This window comes from Kitasatospora sp. NPDC001660 (assembly GCF_053596725.1).
On sequence record NZ_JBSFGU010000011.1, the window covers coordinates 150,796 to 169,106 of the forward strand.

17 protein-coding genes, 2 tRNA genes and 1 pseudogene are annotated in these 18,311 nt (G+C 73.8%); 9 read left to right on the top strand and 11 right to left on the bottom strand.

Translation table 11 applies throughout. From position 1 onward, the window contains the following. Positions 1-8 precede the first annotated feature (8 nt). Complete coding sequence (locus ACWCXH_RS15190) at positions 9-989, bottom strand: ABC transporter permease (RefSeq protein ID WP_449801877.1); 981 nt, start codon at positions 987-989, stop codon at positions 9-11. 334 nt (positions 990-1,323) lie between these two features. Here ACWCXH_RS15190 and ACWCXH_RS15195 point away from each other — a divergent pair, with 334 nt between their 5' ends. Further along, on the top strand, positions 1,324-3,027 hold the full coding sequence (locus ACWCXH_RS15195) for an ABC transporter family substrate-binding protein (RefSeq protein ID WP_449801878.1): 1,704 nt from the start codon (positions 1,324-1,326) through the stop codon (positions 3,025-3,027). Between the two features lie 380 nt (positions 3,028-3,407). After that, positions 3,408-3,671 (top strand): annotated as a pseudogene (locus tag ACWCXH_RS15200) (low temperature requirement protein A); the annotation flags it as partial. Here ACWCXH_RS15200 and ACWCXH_RS15205 read toward each other — a convergent pair. After that, positions 3,587-4,759, bottom strand: a complete 1,173-nt coding sequence (locus tag ACWCXH_RS15205; protein ID WP_449801879.1) for a LysR family transcriptional regulator — start codon at positions 4,757-4,759, stop codon at positions 3,587-3,589. The pseudogene ACWCXH_RS15200 and the gene ACWCXH_RS15205 overlap by 85 nt on opposite strands. A gap of 431 nt (positions 4,760-5,190) precedes the next feature. On the opposite strand from ACWCXH_RS15205, the gene snpA reads away from it, so the two are divergent. The 3 genes from snpA to ACWCXH_RS15220 all read left to right on the top strand — a co-directional run bounded on the left by snpA (position 5,191) and on the right by ACWCXH_RS15220 (position 6,767). Next, the gene (gene snpA, locus ACWCXH_RS15210; protein ID WP_449801880.1) at positions 5,191-5,817 is read left to right on the top strand and encodes a snapalysin; all 627 of its coding nucleotides are present in this window, start codon (positions 5,191-5,193) and stop codon (positions 5,815-5,817) included. Positions 5,818-5,934: 117 nt separating this feature from the next. Further along, positions 5,935-6,612 (top strand): pentapeptide repeat-containing protein, encoded by a 678-nt coding sequence (locus tag ACWCXH_RS15215; RefSeq protein ID WP_449801881.1) that lies wholly within the window; start codon positions 5,935-5,937, stop codon positions 6,610-6,612. A gap of 2 nt (positions 6,613-6,614) precedes the next feature. After that, a complete protein-coding gene (locus ACWCXH_RS15220) occupies positions 6,615-6,767 on the top strand; it encodes a hypothetical protein (protein WP_449801927.1) in 153 nt (50 codons plus the stop codon). Here ACWCXH_RS15220 and ACWCXH_RS15225 read toward each other — a convergent pair. Then, positions 6,757-7,545: a phosphoribosyl-dephospho-CoA transferase MdcG domain-containing protein gene (locus ACWCXH_RS15225; protein ID WP_449801882.1), complete on the bottom strand. Its 789-nt coding sequence runs from the start codon at positions 7,543-7,545 to the stop codon at positions 6,757-6,759. The genes ACWCXH_RS15220 and ACWCXH_RS15225 overlap by 11 nt on opposite strands. Before the next feature lie 166 nt (positions 7,546-7,711). Between ACWCXH_RS15225 and ACWCXH_RS15230 the strand changes: the two genes are divergently transcribed. Continuing rightward, positions 7,712-7,930, top strand: coding sequence for a hypothetical protein (locus ACWCXH_RS15230; RefSeq protein WP_449801883.1), 219 nt, complete (start codon positions 7,712-7,714; stop codon positions 7,928-7,930). 10 nt (positions 7,931-7,940) lie between these two features. On the opposite strand, the gene ACWCXH_RS15235 is transcribed toward ACWCXH_RS15230, so the two are convergent. Next, positions 7,941-11,171 (bottom strand): S41 family peptidase, encoded by a 3,231-nt coding sequence (locus tag ACWCXH_RS15235; protein WP_449801884.1) that lies wholly within the window; start codon positions 11,169-11,171, stop codon positions 7,941-7,943. 114 nt (positions 11,172-11,285) lie between these two features. On the opposite strand from ACWCXH_RS15235, the gene ACWCXH_RS15240 reads away from it, so the two are divergent. After that, positions 11,286-11,459: a hypothetical protein gene (locus ACWCXH_RS15240; protein ID WP_449801885.1), complete on the top strand. Its 174-nt coding sequence runs from the start codon at positions 11,286-11,288 to the stop codon at positions 11,457-11,459. Here ACWCXH_RS15240 and ACWCXH_RS15245 read toward each other — a convergent pair. The 4 genes from ACWCXH_RS15245 to ACWCXH_RS15260 form a co-directional block, all read right to left on the bottom strand. After that, the gene (locus ACWCXH_RS15245) at positions 11,456-12,103 is read right to left on the bottom strand and encodes a DJ-1/PfpI family protein (RefSeq protein ID WP_449801886.1); all 648 of its coding nucleotides are present in this window, start codon (positions 12,101-12,103) and stop codon (positions 11,456-11,458) included. The two genes, ACWCXH_RS15240 and ACWCXH_RS15245, sit on opposite strands and share 4 nt — an antisense overlap. Next, a complete protein-coding gene (locus ACWCXH_RS15250) occupies positions 12,052-13,074 on the bottom strand; it encodes a GlxA family transcriptional regulator (RefSeq protein ID WP_449801887.1) in 1,023 nt (340 codons plus the stop codon). Before ACWCXH_RS15250 ends, ACWCXH_RS15245 begins: the two co-directional genes overlap by 52 nt. A 177-nt stretch (positions 13,075-13,251) precedes the next feature. Continuing rightward, positions 13,252-13,325 (bottom strand) — tRNA-Lys (locus ACWCXH_RS15255). A 75-nt stretch (positions 13,326-13,400) separates the two neighbouring features. Beyond that, the gene (locus ACWCXH_RS15260) at positions 13,401-14,309 is read right to left on the bottom strand and encodes an NADP-dependent oxidoreductase (protein WP_449801888.1); all 909 of its coding nucleotides are present in this window, start codon (positions 14,307-14,309) and stop codon (positions 13,401-13,403) included. Between the two features lie 429 nt (positions 14,310-14,738). On the opposite strand from ACWCXH_RS15260, the gene pgi reads away from it, so the two are divergent. Continuing rightward, positions 14,739-16,400, top strand: a complete 1,662-nt coding sequence (gene pgi, locus ACWCXH_RS15265; protein ID WP_449801889.1) for a glucose-6-phosphate isomerase — start codon at positions 14,739-14,741, stop codon at positions 16,398-16,400. A 108-nt stretch (positions 16,401-16,508) separates the two neighbouring features. On the opposite strand, the gene ACWCXH_RS15270 is transcribed toward pgi, so the two are convergent. From ACWCXH_RS15270 to ACWCXH_RS15280, 3 genes are all read right to left on the bottom strand, one after another. Next, positions 16,509-16,582: transfer RNA gene (locus tag ACWCXH_RS15270), tRNA-Lys, on the bottom strand. 68 nt (positions 16,583-16,650) lie between these two features. After that, positions 16,651-17,205, bottom strand: coding sequence for a bifunctional DNA primase/polymerase (locus ACWCXH_RS15275; protein ID WP_449801890.1), 555 nt, complete (start codon positions 17,203-17,205; stop codon positions 16,651-16,653). A gap of 143 nt (positions 17,206-17,348) precedes the next feature. After that, entirely contained in the window at positions 17,349-17,705 is a 357-nt protein-coding gene (locus ACWCXH_RS15280; protein WP_449801891.1) for a hypothetical protein, read from the bottom strand. A gap of 288 nt (positions 17,706-17,993) precedes the next feature. On the opposite strand from ACWCXH_RS15280, the gene ACWCXH_RS15285 reads away from it, so the two are divergent. Next, complete coding sequence (locus ACWCXH_RS15285; RefSeq protein ID WP_449801892.1) at positions 17,994-18,305, top strand: hypothetical protein; 312 nt, start codon at positions 17,994-17,996, stop codon at positions 18,303-18,305. The last annotated feature ends 6 nt before the right edge of the window (positions 18,306-18,311 follow it).

Genomic DNA, 18,311 nt, shown 5'->3' on the forward strand with positions numbered 1-18,311 from the left:
ACCTCCGGTCAGGACCGCACGCGCGGGTCGAGGGCGGCGTGCAGGGTGTCGGCGAGGAAGCCGGAGGCCAGGACGACGACGGCGGTGAACAGGTTGACCGCCACCACCGAGTTGACGTCCTGTTCGTTGATCGCCTGGATCAGCCACTCGCCCATGCCGTGCCAGCCGAAGATCGTCTCGGTGAACACCGCGCCGGTGAAGATGCCGAGGAAGCTGTAGGCGAACATCGTCGACATCGGGATCACGGCGGTCCGCAGCCCGTGCTTGAGCAGGGCCCGGCCGCGGGTGAGGCCCTTGGCCTCGGCGGTGCGCAGGTAGTCCGAGCCGAGCACGTCGAGCATGATGCCGCGCTGGTAGCGGCTGTAGGTGGCGAGGCCGTACAGCGCGAGCGACATGGTCGGCAGCAGGAGGTGGAGCGCCCAGTCGGAGAGGTGGGCGCCGAGGCCGCCGGTGAGTCCGGGGGTCTCGTAGCCGGTGAACGGGACGACCTCGTGGCCGGCCGCGTCCTTGGCGGCGATGGCGCCGTTCTTGAGGAACAGGGCGACCAGGAAGACCGGGGTGGAGAGCAGGACGAAGGAGAGCAGGGTCAGCAGCCGGTCGGATATTCGGTACTGCCGGACGGCGCTCCAGGCGCCGACCGCGACGCCGAGCAGCATGCCGAGCAGGCTGCCGATCAGCAGCAGCCGCAGCGAGACCCGGATCCGCCGGCCGAAGTCGTCCGTCACCGGGGTGTCGTGGATGGTCCGGCCGAGGTCGCCGTGGACCAGGCCGCCGGCCCAGTGGCCGAAGCGCACGACCACCGGGGTGTGGTCGTTCAGGTTGAGGGCGGTGAGCTGGTGCTCGACCGACTCGGCGGACGGCCGCGGGACCTTGGCCTCGAAGTACGTGCGCGGCTGGAGGGCGGCCGCGGATATCGCGTACGCCAGGAACACGGCGGCGACGAGCAGCACGGCGTAGTAGCTCAGCCGCTTCGCCAGGTAGCGGAGCATCAACGGCCGCCCTGGGTGGGGGCGGGGCCGACGCGTCTGGTGGGCATCCGGTGGTGGCCTTCGGTCGGTGGCCCGGGGTGGGGCCGGTTCGCGGGCTGTCGGGAAACAGCAGGTCAGAGTGTTCCAGCGGCGTGCGGCCGCGGTGTTGCGCGAGTGTTGCGGCGTGTGACGATCGGATCAGACGTCAATTCCTGCCTCTGGTCGTCGAACTGAACGACTGTTACGTTCTGCTGGCTCGGTGCCGAATTGGCTGCCCATACTCAAGCCCCGCCACACCTCGCGCGGCACAACTCGCGTTCCCTTTCCCGACGATCCTCACCAGGGGGACCCCTCAATGGACGCTGCCACCACGGCCCGCCGCTTCGGCCGGGCCACCGCCCTCGCGACAGCCGTCGCCCTGGCGCTGACGTCGTGCACCTCGGGCGGCGGGGGCTCGGCCGACAACGTGGCCAAGAGCGAGCCGCCGAGACAGGACTCGAACGACATCAACCCCACGGCGCCGGACGGGATGAAGGACGGCGGGGAGGTGCGCTTCCCGCTGTACCAGTGGATCACCCAGTGGAACCCGTTCCAGGTGGACGGCCGCTACGGCGACGCGGTGGACATCATGCGCGCCGTGGAGCCGGACCTCTTCACCACCGACGCCTCCGGCACCTTCCGGGCGAACCCGGACTACCTGGCGGAGGCCAGGGTCACCTCGACCTCGCCGCAGGTGATCACCTACAAGCTCAACCCGAAGGCCAAGTGGTCGGACGGGAAGCCGCTCGGCTACCTGGACTTCAAGGCCGACTGGGAGGCCAGCAACGGCAAGAAGGACGGCTACAACATCGCCGACTCGGCCGGCTACGAGCTGATCTCCTCCGTCGAGCAGGGCGCCGACCCGACCGAGGTCAAGGTCACCTTCTCGGCGCCGTACGCGGACTGGCAGAACCTGTTCCGGCCGCTGATCCCGGCCGCCGGGATCGCCACCGCCGACGACTTCAACAAGGGCTGGATCGAGAAGATCCCGATCACCGGGGGCCCGCTGAAGCCGGGCGTCGCGGACAAGACGGCCCAGACGCTCACGCTCGTCCCCGACCCCGCCTGGTGGGGTGCCAAGCCCAAGCTGGACAAGGTCACCTTCCGGGTGATGGACCAGGCGGCCACCACCCAGGCGTTCCTCAACAACGAGATCGACTTCGCGACGGCCGGCACCGCGACCGCGTACGGCCAGCTCAAGGACAACAAGGACACGGTGATCCGCACCGCCAGCCCGTGGGACGAGGTGCACATCTCCTTCGGCGGCGGCGGTGCCCTGGCGGACCAGAAGGTGCGTCAGGCGCTCGGCAAGGCGCTCGACCGCGACGCGCTGATCAAGATCGCCAACAATGGCGTTCCGGTGAAGTTCGAGCCGCTCGGCAACCACATCTTCATGCCCAACCAGACCGGCTACCAGGACAACTCGGGCGAGTGGGCGAAGTTCGACCTGCCCGCCGCGAAGAAGCTGCTGGACGACGCCGGCTGGAAGGACGCGGGCAGCGGGCAGCCGCGCACCAAGGACGGTCAGTCGCTCGAACTGCACTTCGTGTTCAACGACGCCAGTCCGCAGGCCCAGGTCGACCTGTACACCGCGGCCGCGGCCATGTGGCTGGCGGCCGGGGTGAAGGTCGACATCGACAAGGTGGCGAAGAACGACTTCTTCACCAAGTACATCGACGTGGGCAAGTTCGACATCGCCAGCTGGCGCAACACCGACTCGTTCCCGCTCTCCCAGAGCCTGACCAACTTCCGCCTGCCGGAGGGGGACAACGTCTTCGGCAACTACTCGAAGCTCGGCACGCCCGAGATCGACGCGTTGCTGAAGAAGGCGGCCGGGACGATCGACCCGGTGGAGGCCGCGAAGTACTACAACCAGGCGGACGCCAAGATCTGGGAGCTCGGCCACACCGTCGAGCTGTACCAGCGGCCCGAGGTGGTGGCGGCGCGCAAGGGCCTGGCGAACTACGGCGCGTTCGGCCTGGCCACGACCGACTACACGAAGATCGGCTGGGCGAAGTAGCGCCCCGCCGCGGACACGGCGGCGGGGCAGGCGCTGGCGAGCAGCGCGGTGATCACGAGGCGGGTGGTGCGGACACGGGTGGGACGGCTCCGCCGCCCCGCTGTCCTACCACCGGCCTTGACCTTCCGCGTTGCCCGCAGGCCGCCCGTGTCATGGGGCCCCGCAGGGCCCGCGCTCGCATCCAACCGGGGACGAATCTAGCGGGGCGATCCGGCGGCCCGGGCGGTACGGCGCGGGCGCGCCCGGAAACCCGCCGCGCTGTCACCCGGTTCGCGCACCGGAGCGTCAACTGCGGCTGACGGCAAGGAGAAAGGAGCGAAGGGGGAGGGATCGGGCCGACGTCTGCGGGCCCGCGCCGGTACGTGCGCCGGGCCCGGCCGGTGCACGAGCACCTGCGCTCCAACCGGCGGGCGTTCGCGTGGGGTTACGGCCACTACGTCGTGTTCGCCTCGGCAGCGGCGACCGGCACCGGGCTGGAGGTGGCGGTGGAATCGGCCGCGCACAGGGCGGACATCTCCGCGACGGCGGCCACCGGGACGGTCGCCGTGCCGGCCGCCGTCTACCTGTTCACCGTGTGGCTGCTGCACTCCCGGCACGCCAGGACCGGTGCCGCGCAGGTGCTCGGGCCGGCCGGCGCGGCGCTGGTACCAGCCTGCACGGCGCTCGGCGGCCCCGGGGTCCTGGCCGCCGGCCTGGTGTACGCGATGCCGGTGGCCGTCGGGGGCGCGATGCACGCCCGGGAGGCGTGAACGCCGTCCGGGCGCGGCCCGAGCAGGACCGGCTCGTGCCGGGCGAGCCAGGCCAGGTAGACCGGGTTGACCTTGGCCAGGTCCAGGTAGGCGGCCCGAAGTTCGCCGTACAGCGCCTCCAGGGCGGGCGGGGCGAGCACGCGCGGCCGCCAGGCGAGCAGCAGGCGGACGGCGAGCGGGTCGCCGTGCACCGGGCGCACGACCGTGCCGGGGCCGGGCACGGACGTCGGCTGGCAGGGGCGGACGGCCTCGCCGGAGGCGACCAGCTCGGCGGCGGTGGTGTTGTCCCGGACCTGCACCACCCGGGGGTTGAGGCCGGCCTCGCTGAACACCCGGCGCATCGCCGCGTACTCGTGGTCGGCGGCCGGGTCCACCATCCAGGTGTCCTCGGCGAGGTCGGCGAGGTCGACGACCGGGCGGGCGGCGGCCGGGTGGCCGGCGGCGAGCGCGACGAACTGCGGCTCGCGGGCCATCAGCACCCGGTGCTCGGCGTCCGGGGGCACGCGCAGCGGGAAGCCCTCGCTCTCGTACACGAAGGCGACGTCGAGCTGGTCGGCGGCGACCATCCGCAGCAGCGCGCCGGCGGAGATGTCCACGTGGATGGTGGTGTCGGTGTCCGGCAGCCGCTCGTGGACGCGGCGCAGCCAGGCCGCCACGACCCGGCTGCCGACGCTGCCGATCCGCAGCCGCCGCCGGTTCCCGGCACCGGCCGACTCCCGGGCCTCCTGGCGTGCGGCGGCGACCAGCGCCGCCATCTCGGTGATCACCGGCCGGGCCCGGGACAGCACGGAGTGGCCGAGCGCGGTGGGCCGGCTGCCGGTCTGCTCGCGGGTGAACAGGGTGCCGCCGATGGCCCGTTCGATCCGGTGGAGCTGGGTGGTGAGGGAGGGCTGGGTCATGCCGAGCTGGAGCGCGGCCTTGCGGAGGCTGCCGGTGTCGGCGATCGCGCACAGCACCCGGAGGTGTCTCACGTCGAGCTCCACGTCCGGATCATAGACGCCGTCGACCCGTCTTGCCAAGGACATGACATACATCAACGCGGCAGACACCCGCCGATATTGGGCGGCGCTATCGCGGATTGACATCATCCGCGACGACGGCGCGCGGGGGGAGTCTGGGGCAGCGAATTCCACCCCCGCCCCAAGCCGGGGGTGCCCCCACCTTCCGCCCGTCGCCGCCGGCCCCAGGAGCCCGACCGGTGCGGAACGGAATGCCAGGGGCGCCGGTGCGCCAAGTCCAGCCAAAGCCCATTCAAAAGTCCAGAAATACAGGGGTATTGGACGACATTATCGCAGGTTGACATCATCCGCCCCGCTGCCGTGCTGCCCGAAGCTCTGTGGACACCACCCGTTCACCAGGTGCCCCCCACGGCCGGCCCCCACCGGCCCCGCACCCCAGGATTCGGAGCCCCCACATGTCTCGATCCGTGCTGTCCGCAGCCCTCGGCCTGGCGCTCGCCGCCGGCCTCGCCGCCCTGCCCGGGACGGCCGTCGCCGCGCCCGCCGCCCAGGGCTACGCGCCCTCGGCCAACGCCGGTTCGGCGTACGCGGGTTCGGCCGCCGAAGCAGCCGACAACCAGGCGTTCTTCCAGGCCGTGATGGCCTCCGCCAAGGCCAAGCAGGCCGCCGACCCGACCCTCGCGACCGTCGTCGTCACCTACGACGCCAGCCGCGCCCCGTCCTTCCGCACCCAGATAGCCAACGCCGCGCAGATCTGGAACGGCTCGGTGCGCAACGTCCAGCTGCGCGCCGGCTCGGCCGCCGACTTCCGCTACTACGAGGGCAACGACCCGCGCGGCTCGTACGCCAGCACCGACGGCCACGGGAGCGGGTACGTCTTCCTCGACTACCAGCAGAACCGGCAGTACGACTCGCTGCGGGTGACGGCCCACGAGACCGGGCACGTGCTCGGCCTGCCCGACCACTACTCCGGCCCGTGCAGCGAGCTGATGTCCGGCGGCGGGCCTGGCCCGTCCTGCACCAACCCGTACCCGAACGGCGCCGAGCGCAGCCGGGTCAACTCCCTCTGGGCGCGCGGCTGACCGGCCCCCGACGGGCCCGGCCGCCGTGGGCTGCGGCCGGGCCCTCCCCGGTTCTGTCGGTGCCGCGTGCGAGCATGCGCGCGAGACCCGTCCGCCCGACCGCGAGGTGCCACCGCCGTGCCGAACACCGCCCCCCACGTGCCCGACGTCCCCGACCGGCTCTCCGATCTGCCCTTCGCAGACCTGCTGCGCCCGCACACCGGGGCGCTGCGCAGCGACGAGCGGTACGACACCGTGCACTTCGACGGTGGCGCGTACACCGACCAGTCGGCCGCCGGGGCGACGTTCCTGGAGTGCGCGTTCACGGGCGTCGCGCTCAGCGGCGTCAAGCTGCGCCAGGCCCGCTTCACCGACGTGTGGGCGCAGTCCGGCCGCTGGGTGGCCTGCGACCTGAGCGACGGCGAGTGGCAGGACAGCGCGTTCGTCGGCGGCGTGCTGGCCGGCATCGCCGCGCACGGCTCGGCCATCCGCCGGGTGGTGTTCCGCGGCTGCAAGCTGGAGGCGGTCAACCTGCGGGCGGCCGTCCTGCGGGACGTCGTCTTCGAGGACTGCCTGCTGCGCGACGTGGACTTCGCCGACGCGAAGCTCACCCAGGTGTCCTTCCCGGGCTCGACCCTGGAGGAGGTCCGCCTGCGCGGGGCCACGCTGAGCGGGACGGACCTGCGCGGCGCCGCCCGCCTCGGCCTTCCCGACGGCCACCTGGGGCTGCGCGGGGCGATCATCAGCTCGCACCAGCTCCTGGAGCTGGCGCCGCAGTTCGCCCACGCGTTGGGCATCACCGTGCAGGACCGCTGAGCGTGCTTCTTCGACCACGTCCCGCCGCCGGCCCCCCGGCCGGCGCCCCGGGCGAGGGCTGGTACGACTTCACCGTCACGGTGGACGCCGACGGCAGCTGGTCGCAGCGGTTCACCGGCCACCTGGAGACCGGCGCGCCCAGCGTCAGCGGCTGATCCCGCATCCGGGACCCCGGGGGAACCACGGATCGTGGACCTCCCGGGGCCCGTCCGGTGTCAGCAGGGTGAGCGTGAGCGGTGCCGCCGCGTACTCGGCCAGCAGCACCGCGCCGTGCCGGGTCTCCAGCTCGGCCTGCACGGGGACGCGCAGCTTGCTCAGCGAACGCCGCAGCTGGAGCGCGTCCCGCCGGCTGACCGGCTGCGGGGCGCGCAGCACCAGCCGCAGCGGGCTGAGCGGCCCGGTCACCGGCACGCCGGAGCCCAGCTCGTAGCCGACGGCGCCGATCGGGCCCCAGGTCAGCCGGTGGTCCGCCGCCAGCTCGCCGACCTCCGGCAGCAGGGCGAGCGCCGGGATCCCGGCGACCCGTTCGGGCGCCAGCAGCGCCCGCCGCGCCGCGAGTTGCTCGGGCCGGAAGGTGCGGGCCACCGCCGCCCAGGGCGCGAGCGCGTGCAGCAGCTGCCCGCGGTCCGGGCCGCGCACCGACACCGGGATCCAGTGCTCGGGCGCCGTGACGTCCCGGGGGCAGCGCACCGGGTGCGGGGTGTCCACCGGGGAGCCGACCACGGCGGGCGCCCGGGCGACCGTCACCCACGGGTGCGCGCGGAGCACCGCGCGTGCCCAGTTCGGGAGGTCGCCGCCGCCGAGCGGGCGCAGCGAGCTGGGGCACTGCATGAGCAGCAGGTCGTGCGGGCCGGGCAGCCGCCCGTCCAGCGCGGCGAGCGGCCCGACCAGGCGGCGCGGTCCGCCATGCGGTTCGTCGATCGCGTTCCTCACACCTCTACCGTCCGCCCGGCCCGGGGCGGGCCACCACGGCCGTTGGACGCGTTCCCCCGGGACCAACGGCCCAATGCGGTCCACCGGAGACCGACGGCTCAACGTGCGCCCGTCCGGCCGCGGTGTGAGAGTGGGGGCAGCCCGGTACCCGTCCCGAGGAGGAGTCATGGGCATCTTGGACAGGATCTTCCACAGGGGGCACGAGGCCGCCGCCGGGTCGGACGCCGGCGAACGTGCTGCGCTCGCCCACGACGAGGCCGCCGACGCGTACAGCGACGACATCGAGCGGACCCGCGAGCTGCGCGAGAGGGAGCAGCGCGCCCAGGAGGAGGCCGACCGGCGGGCCGCCGAGAACATGACCGCCGAGGGCGACCCCTGGGACTGACCTCCCGGCCCTAGCCGCTGCCGCCGCGCGGCGGCAGCGGCGGGCGCCGCAGGTCCGGCCGGGGGGTGTCGGCCGGCGGGGGCGCGGCGGCGGGCACGTCCTCCAGCAGTTCCAGCGCCAGCCGGACGGCGGTGCGCAGCTCCGGGTGCCGCCCGCTCGCCCAGTCCCGCGGGCCGCGCAGCGCGTGCACGTCCGGCTCGACGCCGTGGTTCTCCACCGACCAGCCGAGCCCGCCGGTGAACCAGGACGCGTTCTTCGGCACCGAGATCTGGGTGCCGTCGCCGAGCGTGTGCCGTCCGGTCATCCCGACCACCCCGCCCCACGTGCGGGCGCCCACCACCGGCCCGAGGCCGAGCAGCTCGATCGCCGCGATGATCACGTCGCCGTCCGAGCTGGTGGCCTCGTCGGCGAGCGCCACCACCGGGCCGCGCGGGGCGTTGCGCGGCCACCGGACGGGCTGCCGGTCGCGGGTGAAGTCCCAGGCGAGGACGTGCCGGGTGAGCTTCTCCAGGACGAGTTCGGAGACGTTGCCCCCGGCGTTGCCCCGGACGTCCAGGACGAGCGCGGGTTTGTCGAGCTCGCGGCGCAGGTCGCGGTTGAACTGCGCCCAGCCGGAGCCGCCGAGGTCGGGGATGTGCAGGTAGCCGCACCGCCCGTCGCTGAACTCCCGTACCAGGGCGCGGCGTCTGGCCACCCAGTCCTGGTAGCGCAGCGGCCGTTCGTCGGTCAGCGGGGTCACGGTGATGCGTCGTACGGGGGCGTCCGGGGCGCTGCGCAGGCTGATCTCGACGGTGTTGCCGCCGGTGCCGACGAGCAGTGGGAGCGGGCCCCGGACCGGGTCGACCGGGCGCCCGCCGATCTCCAGCAGTTCGTCGCCGTCCCGCACGCCCTGGGCGGCGAGCGGGGCATGGGCGCGCGGGTCGGAGGACTCGCCGGGCACCACCCGGGCGACCAGCCAGCGGCCGTCGGGGGAGCGGTGGGCGTTGGCGCCGAGCAGGCCGAGCGGCTGCTGGGCGAGCGAGGGGCCCTCGCCGCGCCGGGACGGCGTGACGTAGGCGTGCGAGGTGCCGAGTTCGCCGAGCAGCTCGCGCAGCAGGTCGGCGAAGTCGTCCGGCCCGGCGATCCGGTCGAGCAGCGGCTCGTACTGGGCGACCAGGGCGGGCCAGTCGAGGCCGGACATCCGGTCGTCCCAGAACTGGTCCCGGACGATCCGGGCGGCCTCGTGGTAGGCCTGGCGCCACTCGGCGGCCGGGTGCACGGTGTGGTTGATCCGGCGCAGGTCCACCAGGGTGGCGGCGGAGGGGGCGCCGATCGGGACGATCCGCAGGGTGCCGGCCGAGTAGACCGCGATCGAGCTGCCGTCGCCGGAGACGGCGTAGCCGTCCAGCTTGTCGACCAGGGTGGAGCGGGTGCCCCGGGCGAGGTCGAAGTACTCCAGCGAGGGGCGGCCCGAGGTGTCCTCCGGGCTGGCGAAGGTCTGCCCGAGGGCGCCGGAGATCGGCCAGCGCAGCCAGACGAGGCCGCCGCGGACGGCGTCGGCGGCCGAGTACTTGGAGGCGATCACCGGGAACTGCAGCAGTCGCTCGCCGATGCCCTGCGGGTCGACCCGGACGGTGCCGTCGCCGCCGCCGTCCCCGCGCGGGCCGCCGTCCTCGGCGGGCGCGGCGAACGGGGACGGGGTGTCGGCGGTGAGCGGGACGAGGTAGGGGCGGCAGCCGACCGGGAACGACAGGTCGCCGGTGTGGACGTCGTGGACCGGGTCGAAGCCGCGCCAGGACAGGAAGGCCAGGTAGCGGCCGTCCCGGGTGAACACCGGCTGCTCGTCCTCGAACCGGCCGTCGGTGACATCGGTGATCGGCGCGGGTGCGTCGGCGCGGGTGAGCCGGATCCGGCGCAGCGAGTGCCCGGCCGCCGGCTGGGACCAGGCGATCCAGTGCGAGTCGGGGGAGAACCGGGCGCTGGAGACCGGCCCGTACCCGGAGGTGGCGACCTCGCGCACCTCGCCGTCGGCGGTGGCGACGAGCAGCAGCCGCCCGTCCGAGGTGGCGGCGGCCAGCCGGCTGCCGTCGGGGGAGGCGGTGAGCTCCAGGACGCGGCCGAGCCGCCCGGCGGCGAGCACCCGGTGGCGGTGCCGTTCCCGGCTCGTGAACTCGAGGGAGCCGTCGTGCCCGGGCAGCGGCATCACCTCGACGGCGTCCGCGCCCTCGGCGTCGGTGATCCACGCGGCCTCGCCGGTGTGCCCGAGCACGACCGGCAGCCGGGTGCGCACCCCCGGGGTGTCGGCGAGTGCGCGGGCCGGGCCGTCCTTGTGGGTGAGCCAGTACTGGCTGCCGCGCACGGTGATCACCCCGGTCCGGCCGGTGTGGTCGCAGGCCAGGTCCTTGACCTGGTTCGCGGCGCCGACCTGGTACGGGCGGCGCCCGGCCCGGGCGCCGCCGAGCGGGACGTGCAGCCGGTGCGGTGCGGGGGCGTCCAGGCTCTCCAGCAGCCAGAGGTCGCCCGCGTGCTGGTAGACGATCCTGGTGCCGTCGGTGGTGGCCTCGCGGGCGTAGTAGGAGGCGTGGTCGGTGTGGCGGCGCAGGTCGGTGCCGTCGGGACGGCAGGAGTAGAGGTTGCCGATGCCCTCGTGGTCCGAGAGGAAGGCGACCCGGTCGCCGACCGGCATGGGTGAGGCGAGGTGGCCGCGGTGGTCGGGGAGGATCTGCCCGCCGTCCACCCAGAGCCGGCCGGTGGCCCCGCCGCGGTAGCGCTTCCACGCGGCGGGCTCGTGCGGGGCGGCGCCGGTGAGCAGGACGGTCCGGTCGCGACTCATCTGGGCGTCGCCCACCGGCCCCCAGGGCATCCGGCGGCCGGGGGAGCCGTCCGGCGGCAGCGCGTGGGCCCAGGTGTAGTGGCCGAAGGGCTCGTGGAAGGAGGTGACGGCCAGCACCTCGCCGTCCGGCAGCCAGCCGCGCACCCGGGTGTCGTGGCTGCCCCAGTAGCTGAGCCGCTGCGCCTCGCCGCCCGTGGCGGGGGCGGTCCACACCTCGGGGGTGAGGCTGAGCCAGCTGGTCCAGGCGAGGGTGCGGCCGTCGGGGGAGAAGCGGGGGTGGCTGACCCGGGTGCGGTCGCAGCTGACCCGCCAGGCCCGGTCGGTGGTGCCGACGTCCGCCAGCCGGGCGATCCAGACGTCGTCCTCCGCGGTGAAGACGAGCAGGTCCCCGTGCAGGTGGGGGTAGCGGAGGTAGCCGGGCGTGGTCACCCCTCCATCTTTCGACGGGGTGTCACGTCCGGCAACCGGGGCGGGCAGGAGGACTGCGGCGATGACTCCACCGTCGGCGACGCGGGCGGGGAGCGGGCCGACGCGGCGCAGGCGATGCTGCTCACCCTGCGGAACGCCGCGATGGCGGGCGGCGGGGTGGTCGGCGGCGTCGTGCTCGGCCGCCTCGGCACCGGCGCACTGCCGTGGACGATGCCCGCGCCGGTGCTCCCCGCCCTCGTCCTGGTCCTCGCCGCCCGTACCCGCGGCTTCCCCGCCCGCCGAGGCTAGGGCGCGTCGTTCCGCAGCAGGAGGTTGGTGCTCCGCAGGGAGTCCGCGAGGCCCGCCGGGGCGGTCGCGAGGGAGCCCGCCGCGTAGGGGGGCTGCGGGTCGTACTCGATGACCAGCTGGATCGCCTCCGCCGTCGCGTCCCCGGCGAGGCGCCCGGTCAGCGTCAGGGCCAGGTCGATGCCGGCCGAGACCCCGGCGGCGGTGGCGTACTTGCCGTCCAGGACGACCCGCTCGGCACCGGTCGGCTCGGCGCCGAAGCCGGCCAGCGCGTCGAGGCAGACCCAGTGCGAGGTGGCCCGGCGGCCCTTGAGCAGTCCGGCGGCGCCGAGCAGCAGGGAGCCGGAGCAGACCGAGGTGGTCCACGTGGTGGTCGCGTCCACCCGCCGTACCCAGTCGACGAGTTCCTCGTCCGCCAGCGCCGGTGCCGTCCCGGGCCCGCCGGGGACGAGCAGCACGTCGGCGGCGTCGACCTCGTCGAGGGCGGCGTCGGCGGTGAGCGCGAGGCTCCTCATGTCGGTGCGGACCGGCCCCCGCCCGGCCGCGGTGAACACCACCTCGGCGCCGGGTATGCGGGACAGCACCTCGTACGGGCCTACGGCGTCCAGGGCGGTGAAGTCGTCGTACAGCAGGACGGCGATGCGCATCGGTTTCCTCCGGTCGCACTGGGGTGGAAGCGGCGTCGGTATTCGGCGGGTGGCGTGGCCAGGGCCCGGACGAAGGCGCGCCGCATCGCCTCCGGGGTGCCGTAGCCGCAGGCGCGGGCGATCTCCTCGACCCCGCCCCCGGTGTCCTCCAGGCGGCGCCGGGCGGCCTCCAGCCGGACGCCGTCCACGTACCGGCCCGGGGTGATCCCGACCTCGGCGGTGAAGGCGCGGGCGAAGTGCCGCGGCGACAGCGCCGAGCGCCGGGCCAGCGCCTCGACCGAGAGGTCCTCCTCCGGGTGCTCGGCGATCCACCGCTGGACCTCGCGCAGCGGGTGGCGCGCGGCCACCTGGGCGGCCAGCTGGGTGCTGAACTGGGCCTGGTTGCCCGGCCGGCGCAGGAACACCACGAGGTGGCGGGCGATCAGCAGCGCGGCGTCGCGCCCGAGGTCCTCCTCGACCAGGGCGAGCGCGAGGTCGATGCCGGCCGTGACCCCGGCCGAGGTGGCGACGTGCCCGTCCCGGACGTGGATCGGGTCGGGGTCGACCTCGACGTCGGGGAACCGCCGGGCCAGGGAGCCGCAGTACGCCCAGTGCGTGGTCGCGCGGCGTCCGGCGAGCAGCCCGGCCTCGGCGAGCAGGAAGGCGCCGGTGCACACCGACACCACCCGCTCGGCCCGGCCGGCCATGTCCCGGATCCGCGCCACCAGGGCCGGGTCCGGCGCTTCCGTGCCCTCCCCGCCGGGAACCAGCAGGGTGTGCACGGGCCCGACGTCGGCCAGGTCCTCGTCCGGCAGCAGCCGCAGCCCGCTGGAGCTGCGTACCGGCCCGCCGCCCGCCGCGGCGAGCGTGACCCGGTACGCGTCCGGCTGCCCGACGGCGGCGCCCGCTCCCGCGAACACCTCCAGGGGCCCGGTGACGTCCAGGCTCTGCACGCCGTCGTAGAGGACGACGACCACGCTGCGCGTTCTCATGCGACCAGCCTGTCAGCGGGCCGTGATGGCAGCAATGACCTGTTTCCCACCTTTCCTGCCACCTGGTCCGGAGCCGGACCCCAGGACGCGCCGGAACGAACGCCGGGAGCGGCGCCGAAACGTACGCCGAAACGCCGGAAGGCCCCTCGCTCTCGCGAAGGGCCTTCCGGCTGTCTGTGCGCCGCCAGGGACTCGAACCCCGGACCCGCTGATTAAGAGTCAGCTGCTCTAACCAACTGAGCTAGCGGCGCCTGCTGACGTGGAGAACATTACCTGGTCAGCGGCCGAAACACACAATCGGCCCGGGGCGCCCCCGCCCGCGGGCGTCACGCGGTGAGGACGACCTTCCCCCGGACGTGCCCGGTGGCGACCATCCGGTGGGCGTCGGCGACGCGCTCCAGCGGGAAGGTCTCGGCGACCTCCAGCCGCAGTCCGCCCGCCTCCCACAGCTCCACCAGCTCGGCCAGCCGGGCCGCCGTCCGCTCCGCGCGCAGCTGCCGCAGCCCGAGCCGCTCGGCGGTCGCGTAGTCGACGACGGTGCCGATCCGGTCCCGGTCGGCGACCAGCTCGACCGAGGCCTCCAGCGCGCCCCGCCCGGCGGCGTCGAACGCGGCGTCCACGCCGTCCGGTGCGACCGCCCGGACCCGTTCGACCAGCCCGTCGCCGTACGCGACCGGGATCGCGCCCAGCTCGCGCAGGTAGTCGTGGTTGCGCTCGCTCGCGGTGGCGATCACCGTCGCGCCCAGGGCCCGGGCGAGCTGTACGGCCACCGTGCCGACGCCGCCGGAGGCCCCGTGCACCAGCACGGTGTCGCCCGGGCCGACCTTGAGCAGTTCGAGCGCCATGTGCGCGGTCTGACCGGAGGCGGAGAGCGAGCCGGCCTGCTCCCAGGGCATCCCGGCCGGCTTGGCGACCAGGTGCGAGGTGTCCACGACGACGAAGTCGGCCTGGCCGTTCAGCACCCGGAAGCCGATCACCTCGTCGCCGACCTCCCAGCCGTAGCCGCCCGGCCCGAGCTGGTCGACCACCCCGGCGAACTCGTTGCCGAGGACCAGCGGGCCCTCGACCACGACCCCCGGCGGCCGGAAGCCCTCGCGGATGGCGAGGTCCACCGGCTGCACCCCGGCGGCGTACACCCGGACCCGGACCTGGCCCGGTCCCGCGGTGGGGGTGGCCACCTCGGTGACCCGCAGTGCCTCGGGGCCGCCGGGCTCGGGGACGGTGACTGCCTTCATCGGGGCTCCTGACTCTCGTCGACCGACTCGCGTCGATGGTTCGGACGGTGGCTCTTTCCGATCATCGGACTTCAACTGCGCTTGAGGTCAACCGATTCCCGGCGCGTCCTCCCGGACGGGCGCATTGTCGGATTCGTCCTGAGCGGCGCTCAGCCGTCCGTCGCCCGGAGCCCGTCGACCAGGTGCTGTGCGGGCTGGACCTGCGCTCGGAACGGAAGTGACGCGCCGTTCGCCTCGCTGCGGCCGCTGAAGTCCGCCGTGCTCCGGACGTGTCCGGACGGAATGTGCGCCGGGCCCTCCGACGTTGCATAGGCTGGCCCCGGGCAGGCCGTCAACGGAGTCGGCGCACCACCAGAACCCGCACGACCTCGCGAACCCTCACCGCCTGGCCCTGCCGGTATCTGCACCCAGATGAATCGAGGAACACCGATGTCGGAGACCCGCGCCGACGCCCGCACCCCGCTCGACCGCACCCCGCAGTGGGCCGCCCTCGGCAAGCACCGCGCCGAGTTCGGCGACACGCACCTGCGCGAGCTGTTCGCCGCCGACCCGGAGCGCGGCCGCCGCCACACCCTCCAGGTCGGCGACCTGCACGTCGACTACGCCAAGCACCTGGTCACCGACGAGACCCTGGAGCTGCTGCGCGAGCTCGCCGCGGCCACCGGCGTCGCCGAGCTGCGGGACGCGATGTTCCGCGGCGAGAAGATCAACAACACCGAGCACCGCGCCGTCCTGCACACCGCGCTGCGGGCCCCGCGCGGCGCCGTCGTCCAGGTCGACGGCGAGAACGTCGTGCCCGGCGTGCACGCCGTCCTCGACAAGATGGCCGCCTTCGCCGACCGGGTCCGCAGCGGCGAGTGGAAGGGCCACACCGGCAAGCCGATCCGCACCGTCGTCAACATCGGCATCGGCGGCTCCGACCTCGGCCCGGCCATGGCCTACGAGGTCCTCCGCTCCTTCGCCAAGCGCGACCTCGACGTCCGCTTCGTCTCCAACGTGGACGGCGCCGACCTGCACGAGGCCGTCCGCGACCTGGACGCCGCCGAGACGCTGTTCATCGTCGCCTCGAAGACCTTCACCACCATCGAGACCATCACCAACGCGATCTCGGCCCGCAACTGGCTGCTCACCGAGCTGCAGGCCGGCACCGACGCGGTGGCCAAGCACTTCGTCGCGCTGTCCACCAACGCCCAGGGCGTGCAGGACTTCGGCATCGACACGGCCAACATGTTCGAGTTCTGGGACTGGGTCGGCGGCCGCTACTCCTACGACTCGGCGATCGGCCTCTCGCTGATGATCGCCATCGGTCCGGACGCCTTCCGCGAGATGCTGGACGGCTTCCACCTCGTCGACGAGCACTTCCGCACCGCACCGCCGGAGCAGAACGTCCCGCTGCTGCTGGGCCTGCTCGGCGTCTGGTACGGCGCGTTCTTCGACGCCCAGGCGCACGCCGTGCTGCCCTACTCGCACTACCTGTCCAAGTTCACCGCCTACCTCCAGCAGCTGGACATGGAGTCCAACGGCAAGTCGGTGGACCGCGCGGGCAACCCGGTGAACTGGCAGACCGGCCCGGTCGTCTGGGGCACCCCGGGCACCAACGGCCAGCACGCCTACTACCAGCTGCTGCACCAGGGCACCAAGGTGATCCCGGCCGACTTCATCGGCTTCGCCAAGCCGGTCGCCGACCTGCTCCCCGGCCTGGTCGCCCAGCACGACCTGCTGCTGGCCAACTTCTTCGCCCAGACCCAGGCGCTGGCCTTCGGCAAGACCCCCGAGGAGGTCGAGGCCGAGGGCGTGCCGGCCGAGCTCGTCCCGCACAAGACCTTCAAGGGCAACCACCCGACCACCACCATCCTGGCCCGCGAGCTGACCCCGTCGGTGCTCGGCCAGCTGGTCGCGCTGTACGAGCACAAGGTGTTCGTCCAGGGCGCGATCTGGAACATCGACTCCTTCGACCAGTGGGGCGTCGAGCTGGGCAAGGTGCTCGCCAAGCGGATCGAACCGGTGCTGCTCTCCGGTGAGGGCGCCGAGCAGCTGGACAGCTCCACCGCCGAGCTGGTCGCCCGCTACCGCGCGCTGCGCGGGCGCTGAGCCGTTCGGGGCCGCCCGCCCCTCGTGGGCGGGCGGCCCCCTGGGCGTCCCTGCCACGGAAAACGCCGGAAGGCCCCTCGTTTTCACGAGGGGCCTTCCGGCTGTCTGTGCGCCGCCAGGGACTCGAACCCCGGACCCGCTGATTAAGAGTCAGCTGCTCTAACCAACTGAGCTAGCGGCGCCTGCTGACAGAGAAAACTCTAGCAGTGGCCCCGGCCCGCGCCAAAATCGAATATCGGTCGCGCACTGTTCACCCCCCGGTCACCGCCATCCCGGCGGCGCCGGCCGCCACCGGCTCGCGCGAGGCCCGGACGCACGCCCACAGCACCACCGAGGCGCCCGGCAGCCACGGCTCCCGGTCCTCCGGTGCGACGATCCACCGGCCTGCGCCCAGCCCGGGGGAGTCCGGCCCGTGCACCATCCGCTGCACCGGCGGCACCGTCACCGTGTCCCCCTTTCCGTGGCAGAGCAGCGGTGGCACGTCCCGGGCCCACTCCTCCCAGGCCAGCAGCCGGCGCAGCCGGGCCGCCGCGCCCGGTTGGACGAACAGCAGGGTCCGCCCCCGGTAAGCCGCGACCGGTCCGCAGCCCGGCCCGGAGGCCCACAGTTCGTCCAGCACCCGGCGGCCGAACAGGGACGGCATGCTGATCACGTCGAACGCCCGCCCGCACGGCAGCACCGAGGGCGCCCACGGGCGGGACTCCCATAGCGCGCGCATGCTGCGCGGGTACTCGCTGGCCGAGGCCAGCCAGGCCTCCCCGGCCACTGTGACGTACTCCACCGACTGATAGGTCCAGATCTCCACGCACAGCAGGGTGCGCGGTCCGTGGGCCCGGCCGGGCGGAAAGGGCCGTTCGCCGGACAGGGCGGCGCGGAGCGGCGTACCCTTCCGCCCGCGCATATGCCAGAGGCGAGTTTCCGGGGGCTTCTGCCGGACGCCCGGGAGGCTCAGTCCTCGTGGCGGCGCGGCTGGAGCAGGCCGCGACCGTACTCGATCATCTTGGCGGCGTAGTCGGGGGTCCAGTCCGCGCGCTCAGCGATCTCGTCCTTCGACAGCGCGTCGAAGCGGCGCGGGTCCGCCAGCTGGGCGGCGGCGACCGCCTGGAAGTCCGTGGCCCGTTCGGCGGCGGCGCGGAACGCCAGGGCGAGCTCGGTCGAGCGGCGCAGCAGCTCCGCCGCGTCGTCGATCGACTCCAGGTCGAAGAAGCGTTCCGCCTCCGGCTCGGCCGCCTGCGGCTCGAACAGCAGCTGCGCCGGACGCAGACGCCTGGTGGGCTCGGACGACTCTGCACGGGAGTCGGGCATGGACGGACACCTCCGGGGTCTCGATGGGGGCGGGCAGGGCTGCTCCGGCCCGCGCCGCCCGGTTGTGGCCGCCGTCCATTGTCTCGCGGCGGCGGCCGGTAACGGAACGGTGCGCGTGCGGGCGCTATTCCCCCGGCTGCGCCCCCGGCGCACCCCGAACTCCTTCGGGTGGTCCCGGCCGGGCGGCGGTACCGCGGCCGGGTGCGGGCCGTTGTGCCGGGTGATTCCGTTCGTCGACCAGCGACACCCGCCCAAGCCGACCAGCGACACCCGCCCAAGGAGATTCCCATGCGTGCACGGAAGGCCCTGTCGGCCCTTGTCCTGCCCCTCGTCCTCACCGCGGCCTCCCCAGCCTCCCCGGCCTTCGCCGCCGAGACCACCGTCGTGGTCACCGGCGCGAAGAGCACGCCCGGCGGCTGGTCGACCGCGACCTGCCCCGCCCACAGCCACCTGACCGGCGGCGGCTACACCTTCGCTCCGGCCCGCCCCGGCGACACCGTCCTGGTCAACGCGCCGAAAGCCGGCGACCCGGGCACCTGGTCGGCCCGGGCCGACCACGGCGTCGTCACCGCGTACGCGCTCTGCGAGACCGAGGACTGACCGCCC

What these genes read in the sequence shown, in the direction of transcription:
- ACWCXH_RS15190 (WP_449801877.1), bottom strand. Translation starts at nt 989, where the DNA reads ATGCTCCGCTACCTGGCGAAGCGGCTGAGCTACTACGCCGTGCTGCTC.
- ACWCXH_RS15195 (WP_449801878.1), top strand. Translation starts at nt 1,324, where the DNA reads ATGGACGCTGCCACCACGGCCCGCCGCTTCGGCCGGGCCACCGCCCTC.
- snpA (WP_449801880.1), top strand. Translation starts at nt 5,191, where the DNA reads ATGTCTCGATCCGTGCTGTCCGCAGCCCTCGGCCTGGCGCTCGCCGCC.
- ACWCXH_RS15230 (WP_449801883.1), top strand. Translation starts at nt 7,712, where the DNA reads ATGGGCATCTTGGACAGGATCTTCCACAGGGGGCACGAGGCCGCCGCC.
- ACWCXH_RS15240 (WP_449801885.1), top strand. Translation starts at nt 11,286, where the DNA reads ATGCTGCTCACCCTGCGGAACGCCGCGATGGCGGGCGGCGGGGTGGTC.
- ACWCXH_RS15245 (WP_449801886.1), bottom strand. Translation starts at nt 12,103, where the DNA reads ATGCGCATCGCCGTCCTGCTGTACGACGACTTCACCGCCCTGGACGCC.
- ACWCXH_RS15250 (WP_449801887.1), bottom strand. Translation starts at nt 13,074, where the DNA reads ATGAGAACGCGCAGCGTGGTCGTCGTCCTCTACGACGGCGTGCAGAGC.
- ACWCXH_RS15260 (WP_449801888.1), bottom strand. Translation starts at nt 14,309, where the DNA reads ATGAAGGCAGTCACCGTCCCCGAGCCCGGCGGCCCCGAGGCACTGCGG.
- pgi (WP_449801889.1), top strand. Translation starts at nt 14,739, where the DNA reads ATGTCGGAGACCCGCGCCGACGCCCGCACCCCGCTCGACCGCACCCCG.
- ACWCXH_RS15280 (WP_449801891.1), bottom strand. Translation starts at nt 17,705, where the DNA reads ATGCCCGACTCCCGTGCAGAGTCGTCCGAGCCCACCAGGCGTCTGCGT.
- ACWCXH_RS15285 (WP_449801892.1), top strand. Translation starts at nt 17,994, where the DNA reads ATGCGTGCACGGAAGGCCCTGTCGGCCCTTGTCCTGCCCCTCGTCCTC.